Annotated in this window: 19 protein-coding genes; 4 read left to right on the top strand and 15 right to left on the bottom strand. The window is 40.6% G+C overall.

Going from position 1 to position 24366, the window contains the following annotated elements; genetic code table 11:
* Positions 1-6: 6 nt before the first annotated feature.
* The 6 genes from HZB59_08525 to HZB59_08500 all read right to left on the bottom strand — a co-directional run bounded on the left by HZB59_08525 (position 7) and on the right by HZB59_08500 (position 6140).
* Positions 7-600 (bottom strand): hypothetical protein, encoded by a 594-nt coding sequence (locus HZB59_08525; GenBank protein ID MBI5021466.1) that lies wholly within the window; start codon positions 598-600, stop codon positions 7-9.
* Positions 597-1559 (bottom strand): ribose ABC transporter permease, encoded by a 963-nt coding sequence (locus HZB59_08520; GenBank protein ID MBI5021465.1) that lies wholly within the window; start codon positions 1557-1559, stop codon positions 597-599. Before HZB59_08520 ends, HZB59_08525 begins: the two co-directional genes overlap by 4 nt.
* Positions 1552-3060: a sugar ABC transporter ATP-binding protein gene (locus HZB59_08515; GenBank protein ID MBI5021464.1), complete on the bottom strand. Its 1509-nt coding sequence runs from the start codon at positions 3058-3060 to the stop codon at positions 1552-1554. Before HZB59_08515 ends, HZB59_08520 begins: the two co-directional genes overlap by 8 nt.
* Positions 3061-3145: 85 nt before the next feature.
* On the bottom strand, positions 3146-4066 hold the full coding sequence (locus HZB59_08510; GenBank protein ID MBI5021463.1) for a substrate-binding domain-containing protein: 921 nt from the start codon (positions 4064-4066) through the stop codon (positions 3146-3148).
* A gap of 25 nt (positions 4067-4091) precedes the next feature.
* Entirely contained in the window at positions 4092-5045 is a 954-nt protein-coding gene (locus HZB59_08505; protein ID MBI5021462.1) for a sugar-binding protein, read from the bottom strand.
* Between the two features lie 111 nt (positions 5046-5156).
* The gene (locus HZB59_08500) at positions 5157-6140 is read right to left on the bottom strand and encodes an ABC transporter permease (GenBank protein ID MBI5021461.1); all 984 of its coding nucleotides are present in this window, start codon (positions 6138-6140) and stop codon (positions 5157-5159) included.
* Between the two features lie 162 nt (positions 6141-6302).
* On the opposite strand from HZB59_08500, the gene HZB59_08495 reads away from it, so the two are divergent.
* Together HZB59_08495 and HZB59_08490 are read left to right on the top strand one after the other, a co-directional pair.
* Positions 6303-7676: a hypothetical protein gene (locus HZB59_08495; GenBank protein MBI5021460.1), complete on the top strand. Its 1374-nt coding sequence runs from the start codon at positions 6303-6305 to the stop codon at positions 7674-7676.
* Positions 7677-7692: 16 nt separating this feature from the next.
* Positions 7693-8859 carry a hypothetical protein gene (locus HZB59_08490; protein ID MBI5021459.1) on the top strand — a complete coding sequence of 389 codons (1167 nt, stop codon included), beginning with the start codon at positions 7693-7695 and terminating at the stop codon, positions 8857-8859.
* Between the two features lie 158 nt (positions 8860-9017).
* On the opposite strand, the gene HZB59_08485 is transcribed toward HZB59_08490, so the two are convergent.
* The 3 genes from HZB59_08485 to HZB59_08475 all read right to left on the bottom strand — a co-directional run bounded on the left by HZB59_08485 (position 9018) and on the right by HZB59_08475 (position 15836).
* The gene (locus HZB59_08485; GenBank protein ID MBI5021458.1) at positions 9018-11024 is read right to left on the bottom strand and encodes an APC family permease; all 2007 of its coding nucleotides are present in this window, start codon (positions 11022-11024) and stop codon (positions 9018-9020) included.
* 127 nt (positions 11025-11151) lie between these two features.
* The gene (locus HZB59_08480) at positions 11152-13044 is read right to left on the bottom strand and encodes an alpha/beta fold hydrolase (GenBank protein ID MBI5021457.1); all 1893 of its coding nucleotides are present in this window, start codon (positions 13042-13044) and stop codon (positions 11152-11154) included.
* Positions 13041-15836: a CotH kinase family protein gene (locus HZB59_08475; protein MBI5021456.1), complete on the bottom strand. Its 2796-nt coding sequence runs from the start codon at positions 15834-15836 to the stop codon at positions 13041-13043. Before HZB59_08475 ends, HZB59_08480 begins: the two co-directional genes overlap by 4 nt.
* A 187-nt stretch (positions 15837-16023) precedes the next feature.
* Between HZB59_08475 and HZB59_08470 the strand changes: the two genes are divergently transcribed.
* Both HZB59_08470 and HZB59_08465 read left to right on the top strand, forming a co-directional pair.
* Positions 16024-16509: a DUF2721 domain-containing protein gene (locus tag HZB59_08470; protein MBI5021455.1), complete on the top strand. Its 486-nt coding sequence runs from the start codon at positions 16024-16026 to the stop codon at positions 16507-16509.
* A gap of 52 nt (positions 16510-16561) precedes the next feature.
* Positions 16562-17533 (top strand): D-cysteine desulfhydrase family protein, encoded by a 972-nt coding sequence (locus HZB59_08465; protein ID MBI5021454.1) that lies wholly within the window; start codon positions 16562-16564, stop codon positions 17531-17533.
* A 21-nt stretch (positions 17534-17554) separates the two neighbouring features.
* On the opposite strand, the gene HZB59_08460 is transcribed toward HZB59_08465, so the two are convergent.
* The 6 genes from HZB59_08460 to HZB59_08435 form a co-directional block, all read right to left on the bottom strand.
* Complete coding sequence (locus tag HZB59_08460; GenBank protein MBI5021453.1) at positions 17555-19249, bottom strand: SpoIIE family protein phosphatase; 1695 nt, start codon at positions 19247-19249, stop codon at positions 17555-17557.
* Positions 19250-19507: 258 nt separating this feature from the next.
* Positions 19508-22102, bottom strand: coding sequence for a T9SS type A sorting domain-containing protein (locus tag HZB59_08455; protein ID MBI5021452.1), 2595 nt, complete (start codon positions 22100-22102; stop codon positions 19508-19510).
* Positions 22103-22318: 216 nt separating this feature from the next.
* Complete coding sequence (locus HZB59_08450; GenBank protein MBI5021451.1) at positions 22319-22846, bottom strand: thioredoxin family protein; 528 nt, start codon at positions 22844-22846, stop codon at positions 22319-22321.
* Positions 22847-22936: 90 nt separating this feature from the next.
* Positions 22937-23320 carry a methionine-R-sulfoxide reductase gene (locus tag HZB59_08445; protein ID MBI5021450.1) on the bottom strand — a complete coding sequence of 128 codons (384 nt, stop codon included), beginning with the start codon at positions 23318-23320 and terminating at the stop codon, positions 22937-22939.
* A gap of 254 nt (positions 23321-23574) precedes the next feature.
* Positions 23575-23931, bottom strand: a complete 357-nt coding sequence (locus HZB59_08440; protein ID MBI5021449.1) for a hypothetical protein — start codon at positions 23929-23931, stop codon at positions 23575-23577.
* Positions 23898-24326 carry a hypothetical protein gene (locus HZB59_08435; GenBank protein ID MBI5021448.1) on the bottom strand — a complete coding sequence of 143 codons (429 nt, stop codon included), beginning with the start codon at positions 24324-24326 and terminating at the stop codon, positions 23898-23900. Before HZB59_08435 ends, HZB59_08440 begins: the two co-directional genes overlap by 34 nt.
* Positions 24327-24366: the final 40 nt, after the last annotated feature.

The following is a 24366-nucleotide window of genomic DNA, read 5'->3' as shown; positions in this document are numbered from 1 at the left end:
AAAATATTAAAACATTATCATATGAACGCCTAATATCACTCTTATTCCACCGAAATCGCCGAAAAGCTCCTTCCTTCCGGAGCGACGGTAATCGTAAACCGCATCTGCAAAAATCGAAAGATGTCCCTGCGGATCGAGCGGTTGTTCAATTCCGATACCCCCATAATATCCTAATTTTTTATCAGCATCCACTGTAATTTCCGAACTTCCGGAGCTTGAGTATTTTTGTTTAATCGTAGTATAGCTTATTCCACCGGATAGCCGTACAAAAAAATTTCCTGTAAGTGGTTGTTTATTCAAAACACCGATATGAATAAATCTTTCTTCCAGTTTTAATGTGCTGTCGATTACGGGATCGGCAATTCCTTTTACGTTAAAATATGAAAGATCGCCCGTGGCAAACAGCGTGGATGACATGGGCAATCCGATTCCACCACCCCAAATCAAATCGGAGTTTGATTTATAATTCGAACGAAAATCTATGTTCGACGGAAGGAATAATCCGCCATACAGCGTGAAGACGAACGCCTGACTCTGTGCAACTATGAATGAACTTGGAATAAATAATAATATGAATGTTAATGAGCGGAAGATTTTCATTTTGTCCTCATTTGATCTAATAGAACTGCCAGTAAAATTACCACGCCAAGTATCACCATCTGAACATACGAACCGACGTTGAGAAGATTTAGACCATTTCTAAGAATGCCGATGAGCATCGCGCCTAAAAATGTTCCGACGATTGTACCACGACCTCCGAATAAACTTGTTCCTCCAACAACAACCGCTGCGATAACATCCATTTCATACATTAATCCTGCGTTCGGCTGGCCGGAATTCATTCGTGATGCCAGCAGAATGCCGCTGATCGCTGAGAGAACTCCACTGATAACATAAACAGATAACAACGTGCGGTTTACGTTTATGCCAGCCAATCGGGCTGCCTCTTTGTTGCCGCCGACTGCGTAAACATATCTTCCGAACTTCGTATGCTTCAAAACTGTGTAAGCAATAACGTAAACGGATATCATTATAATCGTGGGAATCGGAATACCGAAAACTCTTCCGCTTCCAAGAAAACTAAATTCATCCGGGAATCCCCAAATAGGTCTGCCATCGGTATACATGTAAGATGCGCCGCGCCAGATCGTCATAAGTGAAAGCGTGACAATAAACGGAGTAATATTAAAGCGCGTAACAAACAATCCTGCTATTGAACCGGAGAATATTCCAATAGAAAGCGCAATAAGTACTGCTAAAGGAAATGAAATTGCGAACGGTAAATCAAGCTTCAAGAAACTCGTTGCAATCACACCGCTGAAAGCAACCATCGCACCGACAGATAAGTCAATACCTGCTGTGAGAATAACAAATGTCATTCCCGCCGCGATAATTGCTGTGATGGAAGTTTGTAATGTTACATTTAAAATATTATCAGCGGTAAAGAAATACGGCGAAAGTGAAGAGAATAAAGCGATTTCGGCAGGAAGTGCAATGGTAATTCCGAATTCACCGATTATGGTCTTGATTTTTTTTGAATGTTGTAATTGCTCAGTCATTTGCTAACTCCAAAGTTCCCCCAGTTGCAAGCGTCATTATTTTTTCTTGTGTCGCTTCTGAGCGGGATAAAACTCCGGTTAATTTTCCCTCACACATCACGGCAACCCGGTCACTTATGCCGAGCAACTCGGGTAAATCGGAAGAAATCACGATCACTCCGATTCCATCTTTAGCTAATTGGTTGATGAGGTTATAGATTTCGTATTTCACACCGACATCAATTCCGACTGTCGGCTCATCGAAGATGAGCAATTTCGATTTCGTGAAAAGCCATCGGGCGAGGACAACTTTTTGCCTGTTACCGCCGCTTAAGTTTTCAACCTCCTGCTCGATTGACGGGGTTTTTATCCTCAGGTCATTTGTAAATTTATCCGCTACCGAATTTTCTTTTGAGCGATTTATGAAATATCCTTTCACAACATCATGAAGATTTGAAAGAGAAATATTTTCTCTCAAATTCATCTGCATAATAAGGCCATACTTGTTTCGATCTTCTGTAAGAAGTCCAATCCCAAGATCGATAGCTTCGCGGGGAGACTTAGGATAAACTTCTTTTCCTTCCAGATATAACGAACCGTTTTCTTTTGGATCAGCACCAAAAATTATCCGGGCAAGTTCGCTCCGTCCCGCTCCAACAAGTCCGGATAATCCTAAAATTTCTCCGCGGTATACATTCAGATTGATATTTTTTAAAATACCGGTATTGAGATTTTCGATACGAAGAATTTCCTCTCCACGTTTCAATTCGATCTTTGGATATTCCTGCTCAAGCTCTCGTCCCACCATCCATCTAACCAAACTTCTACGATCCGATTCTGCCACATTGCAGCTATGAACGAATTTTCCGTCGCGCAACACAGTCAATCGATCACCGATTTCGAAAATTTCTTCAAGCCGGTGCGAGATATAAATTATTCCAACACCTTCCTGTTTTAATTTTTTTATGACAGCAAACAGATTTCTCAACTCGTTATCAGTAAGCGCCGCAGACGGCTCATCCATTGCAAGTATTCTTACTTTTTTCGATAACGCTTTTGCGATTTCAACTATCTGTCGTTTTGCGACACTCAGCGAACTGACGATCGCTGTTGGTGATATCTCCTCTCCAAGTTGTGCAAGCGATGCACGTGCAACCTTATTCATCTTCTTGTAGTCGACAAACGGAGATTTTCCTTTGGTCGGTTCATTACCGAGTAGAATATTTTCAGCTACAGTAAGTTCAGGCACTAATTTAAAATCCTGATAAATCATTCCAATTCCGGCTTTTTGAGAATCTGCCGGAGAGTGGAAATCGACTTCTTTATCATCTATTAAAATTACACCGCTATCTTTTTTGATCGCACCTGAAAGAACTTTCATCAGCGTAGATTTGCCGGCACCATTTTCACCGAGAAGACAATGCACTTCGCCGGCACGAAGATCAAAATTCACATCCGATAACGCCAACACGCCCGGGTACTGCTTGCGGATATTTTGCATTTGGAGGAGAGGTGTCATAATTATTTACCACTGATGACACAGATACAACACTGATTTGCGCTGATTATCAGTGTGAATCTGTGTGTTTTTCGTGTTATCTGTGGTTTCATCTTCCTGTAACTTTTTGTAATTCTTCTTTATCTACAATGCCAACCTCAACAGGCACGACTTTCGGTACCGATGCGCCGGAGAAAAACTCTTTTATTTTCTGGATGGTTGTTTCTCCGATTTTCTTCGGGTTCTGAATAACATCTGCTTTCAAAGGAGTGTCTTTCATTATCGCATCACGTGCGGGTGGGGTTGCATCGTATCCGACAATTTTAACATTGAGACGTTTGTATTGCATCACTGCATCTAACGCGCCGAGGGCGGAATCGTCGTTGATGCCGAAGATTCCATCAAGATCTGGATGTGCCTGCAAAACATCGGATGTAATCTGCATTGCTTTATCGCGGACACCCTCCGCATTCAAATCGGCAACAATTTTAATGTCGGGATATTTTGCAATGGCGTCTTTGAATCCCTGAGTTCTATCCAGTACTGAGGTTACAGTCGGCTGACCGATTATCGCAACTTTTCCTTTGCCATTCAAAACTTTTGCAAGATATTCTCCTGCCAATCTTCCGCCGGCAACATTATCCGAAGCAATGTGGCTGACGATTTCACCTTCTTGCGATGCAATATCGGCGGTGAAGACGGGAATCTTCGCATCATTTGCTTTCCTGATTGCAGGACCAACACCTCGCGAATCTACCGGACAGACTATGATGGCATCAACTTTCCGCGTGATGAAATCCTCGATCTGATTGCTTTGCTTCCCAAGATCGAAATCACCGGCAGTGACTATCAACTCGTAACCGTTTTTCGCGGCTTCGTTCTTCAAACCTTCTTCCAAATCTTTATAGAAGACATGCGCGCGAGTTAGAAGAGTTACGCCGATGGTTTTTGTGGATTTGACATCATCTTTCTTTCCACATGAAAAGATCAATAGACTCAACACTAATATAATGCAGATATTTTTTTTCATTTTTAATTTTTCCTTTTTAATTGATTCAGAATTTTCCGGTTTTCCACTTCATTGTATACTCTTCAACATTTTCTTTTGTAATAATATCGAGCCCGGAATCAATTACCGGTTGTGCCGGTGTTTTACCTTCTTTGTATTCCTTCAGCATCCGAACGCTTTCATAACCCCAGCCCCAGAGCTTTTGTCCCATTAAAACTTGCACATATCCTTGACGAACATAATCAAGTTGTTCTGGAAGTGCATCAATGGAAACAACAAACAGATCACCCGGCTTTTTTGCAGCGAATGGTCCGGGAGGCGGAGTGAACAATGCCCATGCGCCCGGCAAAACCCAGCCATTAAGATCGGGATGTGCCTGTATTGCCGCTTCCATTCCGCTCACACCTTTGTTCACATCGTCATAACAATATTCGGTTGCAACAACTTTAATATCGGGATAAGTTTTGAAGTACTCAAGAATTCCCTGCCGGCGTTCTTCAAGATTCGGCGCACCCGGCGTGCCCATCAGCATTGCAACGTTTCCTTTTGTTCCCATAAGCTTTACAAGATGCTCTGCCATTTGTTTTCCGCTTGGGAAGTTGGCTGTTCCGTAATAAGCGAACCGTTTGCTCTTCGGTGCGTCCGAATCGAAACAGACAACAGGTATTCCCGCATCAACAGCTTTGTTGATAGATTCAGTAAGGGCGTCTGCGTCGTTGACGGATACTGCAATGCCGTCGACTTTCTTTTCGATTAAACTCTCGATAATTTGTGCCTGTTCAACCGCATCAGATTTTACAGGTGCGAAACGTTGAACTTCTATTTTCCCGTTACCTAAATCTTTTGCCGCACCTTGCGCACCCTGCCATGCAACCTGAAAAACAGGGTTGTCTAATAATTTCGGTACGAACGCGAATACTAATTTTTTCTCTTCTTGCTTTTTGCCGCAACCGGAGAGAAACAGTATGATTGCGATAATTGCAACTAAATATTTTTTCATTTTATTCCTTCGATAATTATTTGAAGTTTCTTGCTTGACCCTCTCCTTGTCACTTCGTGACATCCCTCTCCCATTTTGGGAGAGGGATTATAGGAAGAGGGTAACTCGGGTTCACCGTTTCGTCTTCCTATCTAATATCACAGCTAACAAAATTACAAGTCCGATTGCAACTTGCTGCCAGTAAGCTGAGACATTCAGAAGAACCAAACCGTTTCGTAAAATCCCCATCAATAAAGAGCCGATAATAACACCAACGATTGTTCCCCGTCCTCCGCTCAAACTTACTCCGCCAATCACAGCCGCCGCGATAACATCGAGTTCATAACCGAGACCGGATGTTGACTGACCGACACCGAAGCGCGCAGTGAATAAAACCCCGGCAATGCCGGCCGCAAGTCCGCATAAAGTGTAAACAAAAATTTTCATTTTCCCAACATTAACCCCGCTGAAGAACGACGCTTCTTCGTTTCCGCCGATTGCATAAACATATCTTCCCCATTTTGTCGATTTGAGGAAGTACCCGATAGCGATAGCGAATATTATCAAGATTAAAATTGGAATTGGAATATTTAGTATAGCTCCTTGTCCGGTAGCAATAAATTCCGGCGGAAGATTTCTTATTGTTTCTCCGCCTGTTAGCGCGAATGCAAGTCCGCGCGCTATGCTCATCATTCCTAATGTTGCAATGAACGGAGGTAGTTTTGCTTCAGTGACTAATATTCCATTAACAAATCCGCTCAGTAGTCCGACGGCAAGACCCGCGATCGATGCTGAGAAAATATCAATTCCATTATTTAAAAGAACTGCGGTAACAACGCCTGAAAAACCGAGAATAGAACCCATCGATAAATCGATGCCACCCGAGATAATCACAGGAGCCACACCGATTGCCATTATCGCTATGAATGACAAAGCGCGAATGACCTGAGAAATATTAGACCAGTTTAGAAAAGTCGACTGGAATGAACCATCGCTTCCGATAGAAGAGGTGAGAATCGTTAAAAGAAGCACTTCCACGACCAGAGCGAGCCAGATGCCGAGACGTTGGGATTTCAAGAGTATAATTATGTTAGTCGATAACTTTTGAGTTGTAATATGTTACAAATAAAAGGTGGAAAAATCAATTGCTATATAGTAAATTATTTGCTTTTGTTTTTGTTTTATGCTAAATTTACACATGGTTCATGAAAAAGATATTTTTCTTAATCAGCCCGCTGTTAACATACATTTAACAATATTTTCATGGAGGATGATTCTATGAAGCTTTCTATAATTCACACTAAAACATTGTTAATACTTTTACTTTTTATACTGATAACCGTGGTTACCGTTGTTGCGCAGCCACCAAAAACAGGTGATGATGCACTAGGTACGAAAAAGTATGACGATTTTGAAAAACCGGAAGTTTGTGGTGCATCGTGCCACGTGGACTTCTATCAGCAGTGGAAGCAAGCGATGATGTCGCAGGCATACACCCATCATTGGGACGAGATCGAGTATTTCAAGTTAGCGGTTCCACATGCCGAAAAGGATCCGAAGGTCGCGGGCGTAAAAGCTGGCTGCAACGGATGCCACGCGCCAATAGCATTTCTCGCAGGTGATGTTCCGCCACCGAAGCCGGAAGCAAACAGCCGCGCGAATGAATCTGTCTCGTGCGATGTGTGCCATACAATCACCGGTTTTTCGGGAGACACACCGTTCAACTTTAATTTTATTTCCGAACCGGGTAAAATAAAATACGGACCGCGTCAAGCGGCAAGTTCACCTGCTCACGAAACGAAATATTCCGAGTTTCATAAGAGTGCGGACTTCTGCGGAGTTTGTCATAACGAAAAAGATCCATACGGCATCTGGGTTAAATCAACTCATCTCGAATGGAAAGAGGGTCCATACGCAAAAGAAGGCGTGCCTTGTCAATCGTGTCATATGACATTCGCTAAAGGGCATAATGCCTCGATGGGACCTGAATTGCCTGATGTTGCTCAGCATCTTTTTCATGGCGCGCACGATCCGGGAAAAGTACGAGGAGTCGTTGAGCTACGCATTCATCCCGACATACGAGATGTTGAACCTGGTGAGCCGGTAAAATTCACGGTCGCGCTATTCAATCAAAAGACGGGACATAAATTTCCAACCGGTTCTGCCGAAGAACGAATGCTTTGGCTTCACGTAGAAGCAACTGATGCGAAGGGTACTGTTTATCATCTGTCTGTTGATAAAAAGGGATTCCCCGGCGAAGAATATACGATTGCTGCCAATACGTTAGCATATCAAGATATGGGAATTGCTTTGAACCAACCAGATTTCAAAGGTGTTCAACGTGATGGCGTGCCTGAAGGAGATAGAATTTTTAGATTGCCATACCTAGATCCGCAGGGAAGAATGACGATACAGCAATGGAACACAGCATCTCAATCGACAGATTATCGTATCGGTCCGAGAGAAACAAAACTCGAAACTTTTACTTGGACGGTTCCTGCAAACGCGGCGCCCGGACCGATGAAAGTAAAAGCGGTTCTGAACTATCAGAAGCTACCGACTCCGATTGTTGAATTCCTTGGCGTGCCTAAAGATGAAGCTGAGATTATCGAAGTCAATTTTCATGAAACAAATATTAATATCGCTCAATAATAAGGAGGAATATATCATGAAAAAAATCATTTTTATTATTAGCATCATTATAGTTTTTATTAGTATTGTTTCCGATCAAGCATCGGCAATACCGGCATACGCACGGAAGTACGATATGTCGTGCAATGTTTGTCACTCGCCGATACCAAAATTAAAACCATATGGAGATGAATTTGCCGCGAACGGTTATCAGTTAAAAGATAAAGAACCGCCGCGTTTTGCGCGGGAAACGGGAGACGATAAGCTTTTATTGATGCGTGAATTGCCTATCGCTATTAGGTTCGATGGAGCTTTTAGGATGCGTCCAGGTAAAGATTCTGTCAACGCAAAAACCGACATCGAATGGCCCTTTGTTATGAAAATTTTATCAAGCGGTCAGATTGCTAAGGATGTATCGTACTTTTTTTATTTCCTGATGAACGAAAAAGGATCGCTGGTCGGCGTTGAAGACGCGTTTCTCTATTTCAACAATGTCGGCAATATCGATTTCGATATAATGGCGGGTCAGTATCAGGTTTGCGATCCGGTATTCAAACGAGAGCTTCGACCGATGTATGAAGATTACGAAATCTATAAAGCGAAGCCGGGAATGTCGATGGTAGATTTGACATACGACCGCGGATTAATGCTCAGCTACACCCTGCCAACAGAAACGGATATCATCGCATCTGTATCAAACGGAAACGGTATTGAAGCCGGCGAAGATTTCATGTTCGATACCGATCCTTACAAAAATTTATTTTTCCGTGTTGCGCAACCGATTGATTCAAATTTCTCAATCGGAACTCTCGGTTACATCGGGAAAGAAAAAATCGACCTGTTAAAAAACGGTATTGGAATGGCGGGAGTCGACGCCACATTATCGTACGATCAACTTGAATTGTGCGGACAGTTCATGTACCGCGAAGATTCTAATCCGTACTTCAAAGAGGAAAATCAGAAAATAGTCACACGCGGAGGTTTTGCTCAATTGATGTTCGCGCCGGAACTCGATAAAAGCGATTGGTATGTTTTCCTTATGTATAACCGGATTGATTCGGGACAGGAAGATTTAAAATACCACGCCGTTGCCGGAAATTTTACATACATGTTGGCGCGTAACCTGAAACTATTAGGTGAGTTTGGGTATGATCTAGAACGCAAGCAACCTAAGCTGACATTCGGGTTTATGACCGCGTTTTAATTCCCGGTTCTCTACGAGTCTTTACTGAAAAAACTCCGACATCTGAGCTTGGATGATTCAAGCAGATGTCGGAGTCTATGGTTGATAATTATTATATAATAAAAAATGCTGGAGAATCAGATAATAGATTCTTTATTCTCAGCAGACTTCTTATCGGCTTAGTACACGCGGATCGGGAGAATTACAACCGGCACTCCCTCATGATAAAATTTTCTCTGAAGCGAGAAGACCGTATAGTTATGCAACCAGCGAGATAAAATAGATTCCTTACCGAACACAAGTTGACCCCCGAAGAAAACCGCACTCGGATATTTTGCCAAAATATCTTTCGATAAATTAGAAATCTCCTCCACTACATCAATGCCAACACCTGTGAATCCCTCAGCGTAATATCCATTTTGTTTCATGTAATTGATGTATCGATCGACGTCCAGTTTGATCGCCGCTTGCAATCGATCGATTTCTGTTGCCCCTTTGAAATTACCCGCGTCAAAAATACCAACCTCAACAAAAAGATAATTTTTGTATGCATCACCAAAATATCTTATCACGCTGAAAAGTGTATGCAATCCGAGTCCGTTGAAACCATTCACAAGAATCACTGCCGTCTTAGCTTTATTGTTGAATGAGATTTTAGGCTTCGGATTTTTAATATCCTCCGGAGATATTACGCTGTCGGAGGTTTCAACCACGTTAACAAGAGTGTCTAAACGTTTAAGTAGTTTTTGTGTTGTTAGATAGTGCCGCTTTACATAAAGCACAATCACAACAAGCCCGCCGGTTACTAATAAGGTTATCCACCCGCCTTCAAAAAATTTCAATATTATAACAGATACAAGTATAAAAGAAGTAAGTATCAATCCCACTCCATTTATTACTAATTTTCGTTTCCAATACTTTTCCTGTTTTCGCTCGAGCCACCAGTGCCGCACCATTCCCGATTGAGATAGAACGAAAGTAATAAACACATTGATACTGTAGAGAACAACAAGAAATTGTACCGATCCTCGTGTAGCGACCATTAAAATAAGAGCCCCCACACCCATAATTACTATACCGTTTTGAGTTACAAGTCGATCGCTTAGCGTTGCAAACCTCGTTGGCATCCACCTGTCAAGCGCCATATTTGAAAGAACGCGGGGACCATCTATAAATCCAGTTTGCGCGGCAACGGTAAGCAGTGCCGCTTCAGATAAAAGAGCAATCAGAACCAAATAATATCCCCAACTACTTCCCCAAGTTGCCGTAATACTTTCGAACAATATTGCATTCAATGTTTTTCCTTGTTGAGGTTGAACTCCATACAATAGATAAGAGAACATCAAACCCAGCACAAGCAACGCCAGCGATATTGTCATATAACGCATTGTTCGTTTAGCTGTTTCGACTTTGGGTTCTCGCAATATCGGAAGACCGTTGCTTACTGCTTCAATACCGGTGAATGTACCCGCACCCATGCTGTAAGCACGCAAGATAAGAAACACAACACCGAACATTCCAAGCTCTGAAACTGAGTTATTAAAGTCAACCCTTGTCTCTGAAACTATCGCGGGAAGATTGAACAAATTCGCGCCCCACGCATAACCGATAAGTATTATGTGAGTTAAAACAAATAGTATAAAAATAGGTATCAGCGGTATTACAGATTCTTTAACACCACGTAAATTAAGAATAATTAGAATTAATAAAATAACCAAAGCAAATTCGAGGCGGAGATGATACCAGTTCGATGGAAGAAAGCTGAACAATGCATCTGCACCGCTTGCTATAGAAAGTGTTATTGTAAGAACATAGTCGATCAGCAGGGCACAACCCGCAACCATTCCTGCTTTTGGCGAAAGTAATTTGCTTGCAACTAAATACCCCCCTCCACCAGAGGGAAAAAGTTGTATGATTTGATTATAACTTGTGCTAATGACAAAAATTGTAATCGCTGTTCCTAAAGCCACGAACAAACTTAATGCATGATGACCGGACAGCGCACGAAATGCTTCCTCGGGACCGTAACTTGACGACGACATACCGTCGGCGCCAAGCGCAACCCATGCGAAAAAAGCGATTAAGGAAAGTTTGTGAAAGAGTGTTTTATCCTCGGGATCGCGGGAAGAGCCAATTAAAAATCTTCTGAATCTCTTCCCGGCACTTAGTTCTTCTTTTTCTTCCATAATAATCAATAAATTCTATAAAAACCGATGCAAATATCCAAAATAATAATAATAAATGCAATTCGGTCTTTTATCAAACCACTCAATAATATCTGTTAAACAAGTTGGATTATGGAAGGATCTGAGTTTATTTTACCAGCATCATCTTTCGAATTTTTGTGAATGCCCGCGAGCCATCAAACGGTTGAATTATTAAACGATAAAAATACACACCACTCGATAACTTCTCGCCGTTAAATCCAACTTCATATTTTCCTATCCTCTTATATTCATTAATCAATGTCATTACTTCTTGCCCGAGCACATTATATACATCTATCGTTACCCAACCATCAATTGGCAATTGATAATTGATTTTTGTCGATGGATTGAATGGATTAGGATAGTTTTGCGAAAGCTCGAATCGGTCAGGTATAAAGTCACTCGCTAAAACTACCGAGGTCGGGTCGCCGATCATCGGAATTGCAATGTATGCCGGATGTACTTCATCTACCATAATATTTGCTCCGGTCTGACTTAACATAGGCACAACAAACGGATAATCTCCTAAATATTTCCGGTTTGTTTTATCAATGTTTGTAATCTCTATTCTTATCCGGCTTCCCTTCAAGAATTTATGCGCATGTGCAATACCATCAATCTCAATCCACTTGCTTTCTCCCGGAATCCAATGCCTTGCGGTATAATTGATCCGGTTTATAAAGTATTTGTTCCCTTCGCTGTCAACTTCATATATCTGAATATGAAGAGGAAACTTTTCATAATCAGATTGCACGAAAAATTTCACTCTCGGTGTTCCGATCCATATTATATCTTCCCATAATACCGGTGAAGTGAACGAAATGGTTTTTTTAGGAAGCAGTACATTAAATCTGGAACCTCTGAATCCTTCTATATACGCCGTATCAAATGTGTAGGCAGGATTCAAATAGTTGTTCAAAAGTGTAAATGTATCTGAATGGGTTGGGGTTGAAAATAAAAGCATGGAGTCGGGGGCAAGATAAAATTTATTCTCAGTTATTCCCGCGGGAGGATAAGCAACTTCCTGATTCCTCGTCCATGAAAAATATCCGAGTGAATCCATCGGTAGATGACTGTACGCATAAGTGTAGGTTGGTTCATCAAGAATTCCGTTTTGGACATCCTTAAGAAAATAATCTAACCACCTGCTTACAATAGAATGCTGGTATGAACTTTCCATACTGTTCACATCGGAAAAATGTCCGTGAGTTCCCAAATAAAGTTTTTTCATCCCTCCATAATCCGCAAAAGACTTTATTCCATCATCAGCAGAAAAGTAGTGATCCTGCCATTTCAATAAGCGGAGAGATGGAATCGATTTATTGTTCAACTGAGAAGTGTCGATATCTCTTCCGGGAATAAATTTTGATGCAAAAGCATCGTAATCGTCTGTTCTAATATAGTTCCAGAGTGTATCTCTTATGGGATCAAATCGAACGCCGATATTAGATTGATGAAGTAAAAGAACTGTTCGCCGTATTGAACCGTTCATAAGCATGTCCGAAGCCCAGTGGGGCACAATTACATCGGATGAAACAGCCCGCACGGGAAGATCGTCGGCGATAGCCCATAAGCCATGCAGTCCGCCTTGCGAACCGCCGGAAAGTCCGATTTTATTTGTATCAACTTCCGGCAATGACTTGAGAAAATTTACAACATCTGCAAGATCCGATCGTTCTTTAGTAGACATGATGGTTGAACCACCTGTGGATTTTCCGTGACCGCGTACGCTGTAACACATTGTGAAATAGCCGCTCTTCGAATAAAACGAACAGTTCGAAGTATCCCAATCCTTTGATAAGCTGAATCCATGCACGAAAAGAATTGCCGGATAACCGTTTGCAGGTTTTGGTGTGGTCGGAACATAGTAAGTTGCATCAAGAGTATCTTTGTGTACCGTCTCAATATATAAATCTGTGCGTGTTTGGGAAAGCAAACAATTCGCAAAGATAAGCAACAATACTAAGATTGATAATTTTCGTTTATTGTAGAACGTCATTTTAAGAGAACCAATTTTTTCACATCATGAAACATCGAACCATTGTCTCCGGTTATTGTAAGAGAGTAAAAATAAATTCCGCTTGAGAAATCAGCGGCATTCCACTTTACAGACTTGAACCCTGCATCCTGAATCTCATTGACAAGCGTAGCAACTTCTCGACCTAAAACATCATAAACCTTCAGCATTACGTGGCTAACTGTGGATATTTGATATCGGATATCGGTAACGGGATTGAACGGGTTTGGATAATTTTGATATAAACGGATTTCGGAAGGAGCACTTGATGCAATGTTTTTTACATCCGTGACCGTTCCTTCGGATGAAGTTGTAAGTATAGTTCCGCCGTTTCCGATTGCGAAACCGTGGGTACTGTTTGTGAACGTCATACCGTAGAGATCGTGCGAATCGGCGGTGTACTGAGAGTACCAATCGATTCCGCCATTTGTTGTGTAGAAGATTTTGCCACCACCACCGGCAACGTACATTTCACCACTATTGAAAAACTCCATGTCGCGTAATGTCGCCAATGTCCCCACACTGCGATCAAAACTTTCTCCATACATAGATATGCAAATAACTGTTCCATTCTCACCTAATATCCAGTGAGAAATTCCATCAGATTTAACACAAGTAATTTTCTTTCCTGTTCCGTTTGAATCCGGAATCCACGTTTGTCCTTCATCCGTAGAAGTAGCAAAGTACCCATCTTCAAAATAAATAATTAAAAGATTAGCTCCTTTTCTTGCGATTCCGGCAATATTCTTTGTACTGTTTAGCGTTAACAACAACCAGTTTAAGCCGCCATCGGTTGTTTTCATTAGCTGTGCACTATCACCATACACCCAGCCGTTTTGTGGTGATTCGAAGAGAAATCCTCTAATATTTTTATTTTGTGTCAGTATAATTCTCGACCAACTTTTACCTGTATCGTTGCTTCGAAACATAAAACCATTTTCTGCCACGACAAAAATATTATCGAAAGAGGCAATTCCAATAGAAGTTAAAGGTAATGCCAATCCGACATTGCTTTCCACCCATGTTGATCCGCGATCAGTTGTTTTTAATATAGTACCATGCTCACCGACAATGAATCCGATTAAACTATCGGCAAATTGAATATCATACCACTTCTGCCAAAAATTCAACGGCTGACGGAACCACTTTTGCGTATATGTTTCAGGCATCATCAACGCGAAATGTTTTCCAGCGCCGCATTCATTTTGAGTGATTGAATCTACCGTTACAAAGTTACCAAAATAATTTACCTTCGACGATAAACTATTCCAGTTCCTTCCATCATAAGAATAACAACGGAGAAGTCGTTCATCCTGAACTCCAGTACCAACTTCACGATCGAGTGACGAAACATCGCTGTACATCCATTGAAGTTTTGCTGTGAATTGCGCAGTTGATGGGTATGGAATAATCTCGATCCATCGTTTAACGAATTTTTCATCACTGGGATTTACAATTCCCGGCGGAACTGATTCCGGGTGTGCCTGCACAAGAATACTATCCAATCCCTGAAATTCTGTAAACCACAGTGTGGCAATCTGTCTGCCATCGTAGGCAATAAAATGATAAGGTATCCCGATCTGAGAAATTGGAACTGTTACTCTATTATACTCTCCGCTCGGTGGGTTGATGAATGTTTTCTTTAAATAATTTCGCCGGGCAGTTACGTAATATTTCAATGCCTCTACATGGTCGTAGAAATCCTGAATTGTTCCCCATTTTTGATTATCAAGTGAGACATAATTTTCAACAAGCGTAGCTAAGCTGTCGATACGAGGAGAGAGATGTTCTTCAGTAAAAATTGTATTGAGTGAAGAATCTACATGCAAACGTAATTCTTCCCATAAAGACGGTGTTGTAATAAATCTGTCTTTGAGCACGTTTGAAGGTCCGGCAAGCGGCTCAAAAGTATAGGCGAATCCATCGTTAAGCAGTGAACCCGGATATGGAATAGCAAGATCACCGCTTCTGCCAAAAGATAAATCGTAATCCCACGGAATGATCGTCCATTGTTGAGTTACTTTAGATGTATCACGGTAGAGCAGATAATTTTTATTATAACTATCTCCCATCATCGTAAGTATGTTGCCCGTAAACCAATTAAGAATACTGCTGACATCGAAATATTTATAAACCGTGTCTCTGAAGGTTGCATCGGACGCAGAATTAATTGCCGATATTAATTGAGCAAGATCCGAATAATCGGCAGCATTGCCAATTTCTTTATCATAATACATTTTTAAAACATTATCCGGTTGAATCGTTAAATCGGCACTTATATATGTATCGTTTGCTTCATACATCGGGGCAATTTTTCTGCCGCGGTTCTGCAAAAAATATTTATCAACTTTCTCGATAAAAAGATAAAGTCCTTCGTTTCCATTCATCGAAAAACGTGCGTGCTCCGCATGCGGTGCAAGCTGATTCAATTCAGCGTATAATTCCCACGCAAGCTTTTCTCTTAGGTATGATTTATCTGTATACATCGCATTGAAATTGATGCTCTGCATATTTTGAAAAAGATTATTCTTGTTAAATTTTATTCGATATGATTTTTTAGGGTAGTAACGGGTTGAATGACCCTTGAATCGTATTTGTGCATCGTTCCAATAGTTTCCCTGATTTTCAAATGAAGCCGGTAGGAGGGAATCGCTGAAAATATCGCGGGTGAATAAAAGTCGATAATCGTCATTAAGCATGGTAGCACTGTATTGCTCAACCTGAGCAAACAGATTGACAGATATTCCGATCAAACACAAAAATATGTATCTCATACTCAATCCTATTTAAAATCTCAATTCAATATTATCAATATCTTCTCACGAACAATATACAGATTGACAATTCCAGATTCAAACATTCAAATTGCCTCGTCACATTTTCATAAGGATTTGTTGTTTTTACTTAATGAAAAGTATTTTTTTATATTAGATTATTCATGAACATAATCTGTTAAAAATTATGCCTGACACTCCGGTAACTGCAATTCAAGCAATTCAAGCGATTTTAGCGCCTGCCCTGGGAATTTCTGCGGTCGGTTTACTCTTATTAAGTTTAAGTAATCGCTATTCAACCATTATCAATCGCATCCGTTTGCTGAACGATGAGAAACGAAGATATTCCCGTCAAATAGGTGAGAAGGGAGATTTAACATATCCGGATAACATCCGATTCATGAGCATCTCAAAACAAACCGAAGAACTTTTGTATCGAAGCAAGTTCGTAAGAAACGCGATACTCTCACTTCAATTAGCGATAGGATTATTCGTGCTTTCATCGGTTATTATCGCTTTGAATTTATTCACATCGGCAGAATTTTTAAAAATCGCCCCGCTTATTGTCTTCATTATTGGAATGTGTTGTGTTTTGGTTGCGGTTTTGTTTTATGGTATGGATGTTTACCGCTCTTACAAGATTATTTTATTGGAAGTTCGGGGGGAAGAATAAGAATTGATTATAATGATTGATTATTGGAGTATTGAATAATTGGCAAATTGTTATGATTGATGAAAAAGAGTTTAAGCACTTTCCAAAATTTACTTTTTCACTTCTGCCAACTCCTCTTCAGAAGCTTGAGAATATTTCAAGGGAATTGGGAATTAACCTTTATTGTAAGCGGGACGATCTGACCAGTTTTGCATTCGGTGGAAATAAAACACGCAAATTAGATTATCTTATTGCCGATGCTAAAAACAAAGGGTGCGACACTTTAATCGCATCGGGTGCGGTACAATCGAATTTTTGTCGGCTTGCCGCCGCGGCAGGAAAATCTGTCAACATGAAAGTTCATCTTGTATTGGGAGGGGATGAAAGCAACGAATCGAAAGGTAATTTGCTGATCGGAAATTTGTTCGATCCGGAAATTCTCTTTATCAAATCCCCCGACTGGAATGAGTGGGAGTTGTTTGCAGATAATTTACAAAAAGAGTTGGAACATTCCGGCAAAATGGTTTACCGATTGCCGATAGGCGGTTCTACGCCTGTGGGAGCTTTAGGTTATGTGGATGCTTTCAAAGAAATTATGGATGATTGTAGGCGGATGGGAATATCGATCCGGAAAATAATCCATGCTACATCATCAGGCGGAACTCAAGCCGGTCTGATCACCGGAAAAGAATTGATGAATTGGAGCGGAAAAATTATCGGAATAGGTGTAGCTAAAACTGATTCGATTCTGACAGATGAAGTTTTTTCCCTCGCCGGTAGAACAGGAAAGCTTCTGGATCTGAAAATCGAAAAAAAGAATGTACTGATTGATTCATCATTTATGGGTGATGCTTACGGTGTTAAAACAGCAGAATCTACAGAAGCAATAAATTATTTTGCGCAATTGGAGGGAATAATGCTTGATAATGTTTACTCCGGAAAAGCAGCAGCCGCGGTAATTGAATATGCCCGGAAAGGTATATTCGAACCGGGAGAAAATATATTATTCTTACATACAGGAGGAAATATCGAGTTATTCAGTTGATGTTTTTCGGTTATTCTGCGTTTAATTCCGTTTGATAATCAGGATCGTGATATCATCCGACTGAGCTCTACCACCTGCAAATTTTTTCACTGCGTCCACAACCGATTCGATTATTTTTTCAGCAGGTTCATTTTTATATGCCGATAAAATCTTTTCAAGTCTCTCTTCGCCGAACATTTCATCTTTACTGTTCATCGCCTCCGAGATTCCGTCCGAATAGATTGTAAGAAAATCACCGTGTTGGATTTCAACTTCTTCTTCCTCATAGGGAAAATTATCCATAATCCCGAGGACAACTCCCCCCTTGTTAAGCCTTATTGTTTTATCTTTCGATCTTAACAGAATCGGGTTTTCGTGGCCGGCATTTGAATAGACAAGTCGATTCTGATCCGTATCCAGCATGCTGTAAAATAATGTTACAAATTTATCGGAGCTTGTACTTCTATAAAGCAAACTGTTGGAGCGATTTAAACATTTTTTTGGTGAACACTCTCCGAACGACTGTCCGCGTAATGTTGCCTGAAGATTCGCCATCAAAAGCGATGCCGGAAGTCCCTTGCCCGACACATCGCCGAGACAAATACCGATATGTGTATTATCAAGATTTATGAAATCGTAATAATCCCCTCCAACTTCTTTTGCGGGGATTGATATGGCCGCAATGTCATATCCAAAAATTTTTGGATTTGATTTAGGGAGAAGGTCAAGCTGTATCTTTGCGGCAAGCCGCACCTCTTCTCGCATTTGTTGATACGCTTTTTCAGATTCATAAAGACGTGCATTCTCAATCGCAATTGCGGCATGGATTGATAACGCGCGTAAAAATTGCTCATCTTCCTGCGTGAACCCTCCCTTTCGCTTATTCAACAATTGCAGAACACCGACAATTTTTCCTGCTTTATTTTTTAAAGGCATACATAAAATTGTTTTTGTTCGGTATCCGGTTTTTTTGTCAACATCCGGGTTAAACCGCGGATCCACATAAGCATCTTCAATATTCAGCGTATCACCTGTTGCCGCAACATACCCTGCAATTCCTTTGCCTATCGGAAGTTTTATAGTCACTCTTTCTTTTCCGACAAAAAGTTTCGACCACAATTCATTTCGATCCTCTTCAACAAGATAAAGTGTTCCCCTGTCGCCGTCAACAATGTTTAATGCTGTATCAAGAATGATTTTCAGAAGTTTATCAAGATCAAGCGTTGAGTTTACATTTTTTGTGGCTTCAATCAGTTTTTCTAATTTTTCTACTTCCTGTTTCCACTGCTGTGTATGTTTTTCAAGTTCGCTGATAAAATGGTTGTTCGTTGCGCGCAACCTCAAACTTAAAACCTGCATTACCCGCAAAGCGAAGGGATGGTTCTTGGTAAGAAGATCATCAAAGACAAATTTGTTAAGAGTATAAACCGTGCAATTATCGAACGCTGTAACTCGTGCTGAACGCGCACGACCATCGATCAATTCCAATTCACCGAAGAAATCACCGGCATGCAGAAGCGCGAGCATTTTCAATTCACCGGTTTTTGTTTGCTTGATAATTGATACCCGTCCTTCTACCAGCAGAAACAATTCATTCCCGTTCGCGTTGTCTTCGAGTATAATATCACCGGCTTGAAAATGTTTTTCCTCCATGTTGCCGGCAACGGTTTTGAATGCCGCATCTGAAATTGTTTCGAAAAGTATATTGTGTCGTAATCTTTCGTGATAGCGGGTCATTTTTTATTCCTGAAATTTTCGGTATTTAATCCGATATGACTATAAAACGTTTATCGGGTCGAAATCATTCCATTGGTTCGGTTTCATTTGTTTGATATGCTGCCTTTTTTATTCTTTTAAATGATGCGTGAGTTAAAGTAAGAAATTTTATCGGTAAAAAAAATCGTGGATAGAAAAACAAACCTCCTGATGGTTACATCGAAGACCTCCGGTTTTTTCGCTGAAATCAACTTGTAAAAACCGGAGGTCTTACAAACATCACCTCATATAAACCATTTTCTTAACGTAAGTAGAATTGTTTACATTCATTTTGTATAAATATATTCCACTCGGTAATCCACTGGCGATTGAACCGACATCGAAGTTAGCCGTGTAAGTTCCGGCTTCTTTATATCCATCAACAAGCGTTGTTATTTCCACGCCGAGTATATTGTATACCTTAATTGTTACACGGCTGGCAATTGGTAATTGATAATTGACCATTGTTGATGGATTGAACGGATTCGGATAATTTTGTTCAAGCGTAAATTGTGCCGGCAACGATGCGCTTGATTTAACAACGAGCGAAAAAAATGAAGGTTCCTTATCGAGAATTATTGAAGAATTATTTGACTGTTCGATATTTTTGCCGTCGATATTCAAGAGCACAGTGCCTTCTGGAGAATTGCTTTCCAACTTCACAGATAACGGATAAACCGCCGACTTTATTGAAACAGGATATTCTGCCGTACCGTTTGTAATCTCAACAAACCTGTTAGAACTGAATCGTGCATCAAAAATTCCTTCCGGTGGTAACGGTGGTGATTCAAAAAACGAATATGATAATCCTGCGGGCAGATTTCGAGCAAGATATAATTTTTGTTCCCGGCCTTCAGCGTCGCGCAGAATCAGTCTGTTAGAATTCTGCAACATTTGAGTTAACGAATTAATTTTCTTCTCGCTCTGCCCTCCGGGTACGGAGAATATCACCGAACCTGCCGATGACGATTTCACCCAATAACCGTGAGCGGGAATCAAAAAATCGGAATTCAAATAACCGTTATTATATCCGAAAAACATCGATGATATAATTCCTGCTGGAGATGATGCGACCGAACTTACCGGCACCGTATCGGATAACGCACCTATCAAGTTCCATCCCTCCGAGACACCAATCGTATTAGATGTAATCGGCTGACCGGTAATACTTGTGTTGTTGGAAGATGAAAATTTTAGCCAGTATCCTTTACCAAGAGTCAAAGAGTCGCGGGAATAATATCCGCCGGATGGTACGTATTCATAAGCATTAGAAACTGCAAAAGGAAATTGCAGATTTACAGCCGGATTATCAATTGACATCGGAAGTGAAATCAGATTCCAATTACCGTTGAATGAAAACATTGACGATGTTCCACTTCCGGTTGTGAACGACCAGATTGCAGACCAATCGCTGTTGCCGGCACTGTTCTTACTTCTAACACGCCAGAAATATTTTTGGCTCATATTTAAAAGTGTTGATTGAAAAGATGTTATCGTCAATAACGATTCATTTTTTACAATCGTAGTAAAAAAAGAATCGGCTGCGATTTGAACATTATAGCTAATCGAATGTAACGCAGCACTCCATTGTAATAACGGGGCTACGCCAATACCAAAAGTTCCGTTTGGCGGAGAGGATAGAAGTGGAATGGATGGTTGATATGAAGTAGTATCCGTTAGCCCATGTGGACCTGTGCCAGCCGGCGGAGTTGCGTGGCAAACAGAACATTTGCCGAGCGTACCAGCGTATCCTTGCAATCTGATATTCTGAAGATTATCGTTCGGTTGAATGGTCGGTTGAATCGCATGCGGACTGCCGTGACAGGCAGAGCAGAATAGTCCACCGTGCCCTTGTGATTCGCGGAAAAGTTTACCCGGCTGTTCTGCATGAGCACTGCCATGACAATCGCCGCATTTCGGCTCATCAAGCCATGGTCTTCTACCGGCATCAATCGTTGCCGCAACCTGTGCCATAGTGCCGTGACAATCCTGGCATACCATCGGGTTTGCAGGATTTTTACCCATAATATCACGAAGGCATTGAGTCTTCGGTCCGGGATGGCATTTATAACAAGTTTCGATTGCGTTCGATGGTCCCGCAATACCGCTATGCTTTTCATGAATTCGTAAGGAGAAGGGTTTCGCGGATGATGTTCCGGTTGTGCCAAGAGCATTCGAAGCGTGACACGACGCGCAAAGAACCGGACCCGAACGATTGAAACCTGTCACACCGGGGTGCGAGTTTAAGATTGATGTTTCTGATGAATGACATCCAGACTGGACACAGCCAACTTCATTACTGACGGGAATTACAACATCTGTAGTTGCTAATACAGCACCGTTAGATTTATTTTTCGCGACAAGATGAATTAGTTGAAAAGGTGCTTCATTAACATGGTCTGAATCTGCAAATGGAGTTATCGGAATACCATGCACAGCGAAATAATTACCGCTGCTATCAAGTGTACCTGTTAAATCTTTTCCCGTTAATCCGATATTATCCGGCAACGGTGAGGCAAGACCAAATAATTGCTGGGCATAACTCCAGAAATTTGTTTTCCCAACAGAATATGTGTTGTTGGGAATTGAATATTCTATCGCATAACCGGAATTAACGATTTGTGGTGGTTGTCCGTTAGCTTTATATATTAGCTGAGCGCTGACATTATTATATGGGGGCAGGACAACAACTTTGGCAAAATCTTTATTCGAACAATGCATACCAAGATCATTCCAACCTAGCAGAACGTATTCCTGGGCGCTAATTGAAAAAGTGAACAGAAAAAATAAAATAATCCAGAAACCAAGCGAAGCAATCGTGCGGGCATTTTTCATAATCTCTCCTTGTATTAATCATATCGCTTAGAGCTTATACATCAATTAATTATTGGGTTGATTTTAGAATAGATTAGGACTTCGATTTTATCTTTTTTGAAGATTCTAAAATGAACACACTTTTTTTATAGGATGCGATAATAATGAATAAGATTCGGCTATTCTTTGAAAGGTTTAAAAATAGCCTACAATAATCCCCCACATTTAGTAAAAGTATTACGGGAATGCGGGGGATAAATATTCAAAAATATCGTTTTCTAATGAGGTTTTAGGAGATTCTATTATCCGCCCAAGCTCCATTCCACGATATTTAATTAGAAACGTCGGCACATTAGTGATATTATTTTCTACAGCAATTCCGGCAGGTATCTGTTTTGTTCTGTCAATTGCTATCAGCGTTATCTTATCCGATGGAAATTGAACATCATCCATAATTTTGAAAAACCTGGGCATTTCACGCTTGCTATCACCACACCATGTTCCGTACACTACAAAAAACTCTACACTATCTTTCATTCTCTTAAGTTGATTAATTTTATCTACCGACGGAATATAGTTTGCGTATCCCGTATCGAACCATGCTGCATATACCGGAGATTGGAATACGGAACGCGGAGTCCAGCCGACTTCCATATGCTCGTTAGGTTTCACCGATACTTTATTTGATGAACCGCAGCCAATTAAAAATGAAGATATGTTTAAAATAAAAAAAAGAAATGCTGATCGAATTGACACAGTACTCATAGAAACATATTCCTACTAATAGTGTAAATGAGTCGATTTAGTTCATTTAATTTCTTAATTTTGCCGTTCAAATCCAAATAAAAATGCGTTTCACTTTTTTATTTTTGCGGATTCTTTTTCAGGAATAAAATTTAGAGATACTGAGTTCACACAGTGACGGGTATTTTTCCTTGTCATTTTTTCTCCTATAAAAACGTGGCCAAGGTGAGCACCGCATTTAGCACAAACAATTTCAGTTCTCATTCCGTCTTTATCAGGGATTCGTTTCACCGCGCCGGTAATTTCATCATCGAAACTGGGCCAACCACATTCCGATTCAAATTTGTCAGTAGATTTATACAATAGCGCATCACATCGTTTACAGATGTAAGTACCTTTTTCTTTGTGGTTAGTGTATTTGCCTGTGAACGGGTATTCGGTTCCTTTGTGGATTATTATTTTTTCTTCTTCTGGGGTGAGCTTATTGTAATTCATTTTATTCTGTGAGGTGCTAATATCTAATGTGTAAAATAAAAAGAAAAGAATTATTGTCGAATATATAGATAGCTTCATAAAAGGGGGATTCCATCAAATCGTTATTATTAATAACAGTCAACGGATATTTGAGGTTCCTGAAGAAATTATTGGCTATTGAAAAATTTATCGTTTGCTTCTTACTTTAAATAAAACGTGGGTTTGATTTTTCATAATTTTCGTTATTCAATCCCGATACATTTCACTTTCTTCGTTTACAAACCGCTGAATGTTTTCAATCCCTCTTCGTAGATAACTCTCTGTTTATTAATAATATCCTGAAATCGTACATCGGAACGCAGATTATCAAAAAAGGGGTTGTTCAAAAGAAAAAGATATTGACTATACCTTCCTTTTTTGATGTTTTGCTGCAAGATTGCGACGGCACTATCCTTTATCCCAAGAATTGCATACAGTTGATCGCTCGGCGTAAGAGCAAGCCTCATTGCTTTCTGGAACATTTTCAAGGCTAACGCAAAATAATCGCGTCTGTCATTCCATCGGAAAATTATTCCTGATCTTTTTTGGTGCTGAAATCTCAGAAGGGCAGCACGGCAACAGAATTTGTCCATTCCGATTCTTCTGGTTTTTGAACCAAGGTGTTGATATTTTCAGCATCTTGTCTGCTTGGAGAAAACAAATTGGATTTAATAATAATGACTAAGATTATAATAAATAAAACGGAAGCAATGGTATACAAAAAATATTTTCTTCTAGATTTACCGATAAAATTATATTTTTTACTATCATTAGTATCTCGTTGCGCTGATCGTAAGTCCGCTAATAATTCATCAATATGTTGATAACGTAAGCTACGATCTTTTGCCGATGCCTTATCTATTATCCTTTGCAGACAGTCGGTAACGGATGCTTTGTACCTGATCAGCGGTTCTGGGGTCTCATTCAATAGTGAATACATCATTGCCTCCTCGTGTTCACCACGGAACGGCAGATGACCCGTGAGCATCTTGAACAGCACAGTCCCAAACGAGAATATATCCGACCGT

This window comes from Ignavibacteriales bacterium (assembly GCA_016214905.1).
GTDB lineage: Bacteria > Bacteroidota > Ignavibacteria > UBA10030 > SZUA-254 > PNNN01.
The sequence above is the reverse complement of the archived record's forward strand: the minus strand, read 5'-3'. Positions and strand labels throughout refer to the sequence as shown.